This is a genomic window from Streptomyces carpinensis (assembly GCF_002154505.1).
Lineage (GTDB): Bacteria > Actinomycetota > Actinomycetes > Streptomycetales > Streptomycetaceae > Streptomyces > Streptomyces carpinensis.
Window position 1 is genome coordinate 1 of sequence record NZ_MUBM01000367.1, and the last position, 5,364, is coordinate 5,364.

The following is a 5,364-nucleotide window of genomic DNA, read 5'->3' on the forward strand; positions in this document are numbered from 1 at the left end:
CCCTAGTAGGTGCCTCGCCAGGTGGGTGTGGTCTCGTCCGTTATGCGCTTGGTGAGGTTGTCGATCGAGGCGATGTGGATCATGGCTTCGGAACTGGCGGGGAGGGTCTCGTAGTCGCGTGCCAGTCGCCGGCGGAGCATGATCCATCCCAGACTTCGCTCGACAACCCAGCGCCTTTTAACGACGTGGAAGCCGCGGATGTCGGGCTTTCTGTTGACGACTTCCACGTCGATTCCGAGGTTGGCTCCGTGTTCGATGACGGCGTTCTTGAAGCCGGTGTCGACCCAGCTCTTGGAGATGGTGGGGTAGGTCTTCTTGGCCTGGTCGAGAAGTCGTATTCCTACGGCGTTTTCCGACAGGCTTGCGGCGGTGACGGTCACGGCGAGGAGCAGACCGAGCGTGTCTGTGATGATGCCCCGCTTCCTGCCGACAATCTTCTTTCCCGCATCCGTCCCCTGGCTGGTCAGGGGCACGTTGGTAGAGGTCTTCACGCTCTGTGTGTCAATCACGGATGCGGTCGGCTCGGGTTTACGGCCTTCCTTGACCCGGGCCAGGCCGGTGAGGTCGTAGTTGAGCTGGGCGAGGATTCCTTCGTCGCGCCAGGCGGCGTAGTAGGCGTAGACGGTGCCGTGGTTCGGGAAGTCGTGCGGGAGGTACTTCCACGGGATTCCTGTGCGGTTGACGTAGAGGATTGCGTTGAAGACATCGCGCAGCTCGACCTTGGCCGGCTGACCGGTGGGTCTGCGGTCGAGTCGGGCCTTCCTCCAGGCGGATAAGGTCGGTTCGATCAACGCCCATCGGGCGTCGGACAGGTCGCTGGGGTACGGCTTGCGCTGGCTCACGAATGGGCTCTTTACACGAACAGCGAGGCTGGCAGCGTTACTTGCCCTGTAGGGGCGTTTCTATGACGTCCATAGACCAGACGGAATTCGAGCGTGAGACACGGAGCAAATGGGCGCCGAGGCCGGAGCCCGGAAGGCCGCGAAGCTGCACGTAGAACGCGAATCTCTTCAAAGAGTACCGACCGCAAGAGCGACGTACCATCACAGGCCATGGCTAAACGCCCACTCAGATGACGACTGTCGACCCACCGCTGAAGGGCGGGACGGCTAGGGTCTGTCCGGCGGATCATGCCCAGCGTCCCGCTGGCGCTGAATCGCTATAGCGACCCACCGGACGAGTAGTTGGGTGGAGCAGGTTGGGTCCGTTGACAAATGGCTCGACATCGGTCGCGGTGATCGGGGAGGCTTCGCGCGATGACCAGAATTGATGACACGCCGCCCGCGTGGGACGAGCGCACCCAGCTCACCACGTTCCTCGACTACGCACGTGACACCGCCCGCTCCAAGTGCGCCGGCGTCTCCGCGGAGAACGCACGCAAGGCGCTTCTGCCGGGCTCACCGCTGATGACCATGAGCGGAGTGATCAACCACCTCCGCTGGGTCGAGTACTACTGGTTCCAAGTGGTCTTCCTCGGCGAGGAAGACCGGGGCCCCTGGACCGAGGAGGACCCCGACCGCGAGATGCGTATCGCCGTCGACTTCCCGCTCACGCAGTTGCTTGACGAATACGCCGAACAGAGCGCCCGCTACCGCGAACTGGTCGCCGGGAACGACATGGACAATCAGGCCCAGCGAGCCGTCCGCAACGGCCTCCACGTCGATCTGCGCTGGATCCTCCTTCACCTCACCGAGGAGACGGCCCGCCACAACGGCCACCTGGACATCCTGCGCGAGATGCTCGACGGCACGACCGGCGACTAGATCCGGCGGAGATCATGGGCGGAGCCAGAGCCAGAGCCGGATCGAGGCGACGGTGGCGGTGCCGCGGAAGATGTAGCCGCGCTTGTCGAACCTCGTGGCCACGGCCCGGGAGTTCTTCAACGCGTTGATCGTCCGCTCGACTTCGTCCCTTCGCTTGTAGATCGCCTTGTCGAAGCCGACAGGTCGGCCGCCCTTGCTGCCGCGGGCTTGGTGGTTGGCCCGCTGGTTCTTCGGTTCGGGGATGGTGTGCTTGATCCGGCGTCGTGGCAGGTAGCGACGGTTGCGACGGGAGGAGTACGCCTCGTCGCCGCCGAGATGGTCGGGCCGCGTGCGCGGGTGGCCGCCACCGGCGCGGCCAACACGGATGCGCTCCATGACCGGGAGGAGCTGCGGAGCGTCGCCCCACTGGCCCGGAGTGATCAGCAGGGCCAGGGGGCGGCGGGATGCGCTGCTCGGTGGGGGACGGCACTGGTGGATCACCGCCACCTCCGACCCGCACGTCCACTGGACCCGCGGCGGCTCCGACTTCTGGCCCGGCGAGTACAGCAAGACCTACGTACTGGTCCAGCAGGACTACGCCGACATCATGGACGCGCTGCGTAACGGCCGGATCTTCGTCACCACCGGCGACCTGATCACCAGCCTCGACGTGACCGCCCACAGCCAGGGCAAGGGCGCCGGGGTGGGCGAGACCGTCACGGTGAACCGCAAGAACCACACCGACGTTGAGATCGAAATCAGGTTTCGGCCGCTGGAGGGCCCGAACCACAACGGCGACCGTCCGCAGGTCCGACGCGTCGACCTGATCGTCGGTCAGATCACGGGCCCCACAGCCAGTCTCGACACCGACACCGACACCAACCCGACCACCAAGGTCGTGGCCCGCTTCGACCCGAACGACTGGCACAAGCAGGGCACGGACTACGTCATCAAGCACACCCTCCGCAACGTCGAGACCGACATGTACGCCCGTGTCCGTGGCACCAGCACCGACGAGGCCGAACCGCTGACAGACGGCCAGGAAAGCCCGTGGGAGGACCTGTGGTTCTACCCCAACCCGGCCTTCGTCCACGTCCCCTGACCAGCCACCCCCACATCCGCATCGCTGCTCCCTCATCCGCCATCGCCCCTCACACGCCCCCACCGTGACGCAAGGGACAGCACCGTCCACGTCCCTCTCTCCGGAAGAACCGAGAGAGGGACGTGAGGCCGGATCCGCGTTCTGCCCAGTGACGTTGCGGCGTCTGCCTAATGTCCGGCAGTCCAGCCCGCCGGTGGCGACAGCCGACCGGGGACTCGGGCAATGATCGCGCCGGACAGGTCCAGCAAGGGAGCGCGTGGTGCACGCCCGATGGGTCAGGCTGTGGCGGGGCGCGGCAGTGGGCGGGATGGCCCTGAGTCTGTATGCGGGCTGGCTGTCGCTGCGGGTCACGCGAAGGCAGGGGACGGCTCGACGGTTCAGCAGACCGTGGTGCGCGCCTACCCGGTGCGCCGACGCCGCCGGTCGCCGCTGAGCCGCCTCGGTCCCTTGCCGGACCGGGGCGGCCCAGCCCCGGATTCCCGGCCCGGCGCGGTGCCAGGTGATCTTCACGATCCGGAGGGTCGGCGGTACCGTGACCGCCGTCCGCCCTTCCGTGCGGGCGTTGGTGGTGAAGGGAGACACACGTATGTGGTGCACGGTCGTCGGGGCGGGCGCCTGGGGCCTGCCCGCCGCCGCGGAACTGGCCGCTCGCGGCCACACGGTGACGCTGGTGGACCGCTACGGCGTCGGCAACCGGCTATCCTCCTCCCGCGGTCCGACCCGGCTGTGGCGGCTTGCCGATCCCGACCCGCTGCGGGTCCGTCTGTCACGGCGCGGAGAAGCGGCCATGCGGCGGCTCGAACGTGACACCGGCACCGAAGTCCATCTGCGGCGCGGGCTGCTGTGGCGCGACGAAACATCCCTGCCCCGGCTCATCGCCACCCTACGGAACGCGGAGCTGCCCTTCACCGAGGTCGCTGCGGCCGACGTCGGCCGGTTCTTCCCCGGGCTCGCCGGCGACGGCCGCGACGCGGTGTTCCAGCCGGACGCCGGTGTGGTGCTGGCCGAGGCCGCACTCGCCGCCCAGCTGCGCAGGCTGACGGCGCACGGCGGGCACCTGCGCACCGGCGCGGAGGTGGTCGCCATCGATACGCGGGCCCGCGGGCCCGTCGTCCACCTGGCCGACGGCACGACGCTGGACGGCGACGTCCTCGTGCTCACCGCGGGCCCCGGCACCGTGGGGCTGCTGCCGCACGTCGGCCTGTCGGTGCCGCTGCGGCCCTATGTGGAGCAAGTGGTGCACTACTCCGGCCTCGCCGATCCGGCGTCCACCGCGCAGCTGCCGGGACTGTTCGACGGCCCCACCGCCGACCGCGCCGGCCTGTACGGGATGCCTACTCCCGGGGTCGGCTACAAGGTAGGGCTCGACCTCCCGCTGCGGCGGTTGGGGCCGGGCGACCACGACCGCACACCGGATTCCGCCCGCACCGCCGGGCTGTCCCGCCGCATGCGGGCCATGTTCCCCGACGCGACGCCCACCGTGGTCGACGAGCAGGTGTGCACCTGGACCGACTCACCGGACGGACAGTTCGTGATCGACGGGATCGGCGACGGGGTGGTGCTCGCCTGCGGCGACAGCGGCGAGGGCTTCAAGTACTCCGCGCTCATGGGCGAGGTCCTCGCCGACCTCGCCGAGGGCCGACCCGCCGACGAGGACATCGCGTCCTGTTCCCTCGCCCGCCTGCGCGGCCTCGCCGACAACCCCGACCGTCCGCCGACCTCACTGGGCCGGCCGCACGCCCGGAGCGTGTGAGCTGAGCTCGGACCCGTCGCCAATGACTGGTAGTCCTTGAAGATTCGGCCAGGCCGTCGGGCTGCTCTGGTGCGTCGAAGAACTTGCCCAGGAGCCGACGAATAGGGAGAACTTTTCAGGCAGACCCGAACGTGCGCTCGTATTCGCTGCGCTCAGTCGGTGCAGCAGTACGGCGGGAGCGGGCCAGAGCCAGCCCTCCGAGGACCATGGCGATCAGCCCCAGCACCAAGGCCAAGGCGCCACCGACTACTCCGTTGCCGGTGCCGGGACCACCGTCGGCGACGGCCAGATTCAGCGCGCCGCCCGTCACGGCGATCAGCCCGGACACCAGGGCCACGATGGCCCCCTTCTTCCCGCTGTTGCCGATACGGCGGACAGAACGCGCCAGCGCCAGCCCGCCGATGACCGCGCCGACCAACCCCAGCAGCGCGGCCGATGAGGCCCACAATCGCGCGGCGGTCAGGGTGTAGGAATCGACGTGGGCCGACTGGGCCAAGGCGTGCGCGGCCGTCGGTGCGGCAAGCGTAAATCCGACTGCCATGAGGTACTCCTTTTCGTCCTGCGGCTGGTCAGGGCCTGAGCATCTCCGACGGACCCATCGCCGGTCGTCCCGCAGACGCAGACACTTTGCGCTGCGGCCGATGCAGCAGGCGCCGCGAAGCTACCGCGTGCGCGGTAGCCTGCCGCTCGTCCACGAGCGGGACTCGCCCGCCGTGACATCCGGCTGTCGAATACGACGCGAGGCTCGGGCGCGCGCTGGTGACCGC

5 protein-coding genes and 1 pseudogene are annotated in these 5,364 nt (G+C 68.4%); 3 read left to right on the plus strand and 3 right to left on the minus strand.

Features of this window, described 5'->3' with window-relative positions:
- Positions 1-2: 2 nt before the first annotated feature.
- Positions 3-842: an IS5 family transposase gene (locus BZY54_RS38625; RefSeq protein ID WP_086730026.1), complete on the minus strand. Its 840-nt coding sequence runs from the start codon at positions 840-842 to the stop codon at positions 3-5.
- A 414-nt stretch (positions 843-1,256) separates the two neighbouring features.
- Between BZY54_RS38625 and BZY54_RS38630 the strand changes: the two genes are divergently transcribed.
- On the plus strand, positions 1,257-1,763 hold the full coding sequence (locus BZY54_RS38630; RefSeq protein WP_086730027.1) for a DinB family protein: 507 nt from the start codon (positions 1,257-1,259) through the stop codon (positions 1,761-1,763).
- Positions 1,764-1,775: 12 nt separating this feature from the next.
- On the opposite strand, the pseudogene BZY54_RS38635 reads toward BZY54_RS38630, so the two are convergent.
- A pseudogene (locus BZY54_RS38635) lies at positions 1,776-2,204 on the minus strand (transposase); the annotation flags it as partial.
- Here BZY54_RS38635 and BZY54_RS38640 point away from each other — a divergent pair.
- Together BZY54_RS38640 and BZY54_RS38645 are read left to right on the plus strand one after the other, a co-directional pair.
- Positions 2,137-2,844: a CehA/McbA family metallohydrolase domain-containing protein gene (locus tag BZY54_RS38640; RefSeq protein ID WP_244217540.1), complete on the plus strand. Its 708-nt coding sequence runs from the start codon at positions 2,137-2,139 to the stop codon at positions 2,842-2,844. The pseudogene BZY54_RS38635 and the gene BZY54_RS38640 overlap by 68 nt on opposite strands.
- Positions 2,845-3,430: 586 nt before the next feature.
- A complete protein-coding gene (locus BZY54_RS38645; RefSeq protein ID WP_086730029.1) occupies positions 3,431-4,597 on the plus strand; it encodes an NAD(P)/FAD-dependent oxidoreductase in 1,167 nt (388 codons plus the stop codon).
- Between the two features lie 115 nt (positions 4,598-4,712).
- Here the strand turns inward: BZY54_RS38645 and BZY54_RS38650 are convergent, their stop codons facing one another.
- Positions 4,713-5,138: a DUF6223 family protein gene (locus tag BZY54_RS38650; RefSeq protein ID WP_086730028.1), complete on the minus strand. Its 426-nt coding sequence runs from the start codon at positions 5,136-5,138 to the stop codon at positions 4,713-4,715.
- Positions 5,139-5,364: the final 226 nt, after the last annotated feature.

What these genes read in the sequence shown, in the direction of transcription:
- BZY54_RS38650 (WP_086730028.1), bottom strand. Translation starts at nt 5,138, where the DNA reads ATGGCAGTCGGATTTACGCTTGCCGCACCGACGGCCGCGCACGCCTTG.
- BZY54_RS38645 (WP_086730029.1), top strand. Translation starts at nt 3,431, where the DNA reads ATGTGGTGCACGGTCGTCGGGGCGGGCGCCTGGGGCCTGCCCGCCGCC.
- BZY54_RS38640 (WP_244217540.1), top strand. Translation starts at nt 2,137, where the DNA reads ATGACCGGGAGGAGCTGCGGAGCGTCGCCCCACTGGCCCGGAGTGATC.
- BZY54_RS38630 (WP_086730027.1), top strand. Translation starts at nt 1,257, where the DNA reads ATGACCAGAATTGATGACACGCCGCCCGCGTGGGACGAGCGCACCCAG.